Source organism: Priestia sp. 10L35 (genome assembly GCF_056395685.1).
Genome location: NZ_JBFTKA010000066.1, coordinates 1 through 386, shown reverse-complemented (window position 1 = coordinate 386; position 386 = coordinate 1). Strand labels below are relative to the sequence as shown.

Below are 386 nucleotides of genomic sequence, written 5' to 3'. Positions count from 1 at the left end.
GCTCAGTTGGTAGAGCATCTGACTTTTAATCAGAGGGTCGAAGGTTCGAGTCCTTCATGGCTCATTTTAATAAGCGGAAGTAGTTCAGTGGTAGAACACCACCTTGCCAAGGTGGGGGTCGCGAGTTCGAACCTCGTCTTCCGCTCCATATATATAAAGCGCCCGTAGCTCAATTGGATAGAGCGTTTGACTACGGATCAAAAGGTTAGGGGTTCGACTCCTCTCGGGCGCGCCATAAAACGGGAAGTAGCTCAGCTTGGTAGAGCACTTGGTTTGGGACCAAGGGGTCGCAGGTTCGAATCCTGTCTTCCCGACCATTTATGGGGCCTTAGCTCAGCTGGGAGAGCGCCTGCCTTGCACGCAGGAGGTCAGCGGTTCGATCCCGC

General features: G+C 53.6%; 3 tRNA genes. All 3 read left to right on the top strand.

The features are described 5' to 3' along the window. Nucleotides 1-73 precede the first annotated feature (73 nt). The 3 genes from AC1DEF_RS29365 (at nucleotide 74) to AC1DEF_RS29355 (ending at nucleotide 317) form a co-directional block, all read left to right on the top strand. Nucleotides 74-148: transfer RNA gene (locus AC1DEF_RS29365), tRNA-Gly, on the top strand. Nucleotides 149-158: 10 nt separating this feature from the next. Beyond that, nucleotides 159-235 (top strand) — tRNA-Arg (locus tag AC1DEF_RS29360). A 5-nt stretch (nucleotides 236-240) separates the two neighbouring features. Beyond that, nucleotides 241-317: transfer RNA gene (locus tag AC1DEF_RS29355), tRNA-Pro, on the top strand. Nucleotides 318-386: the final 69 nt, after the last annotated feature.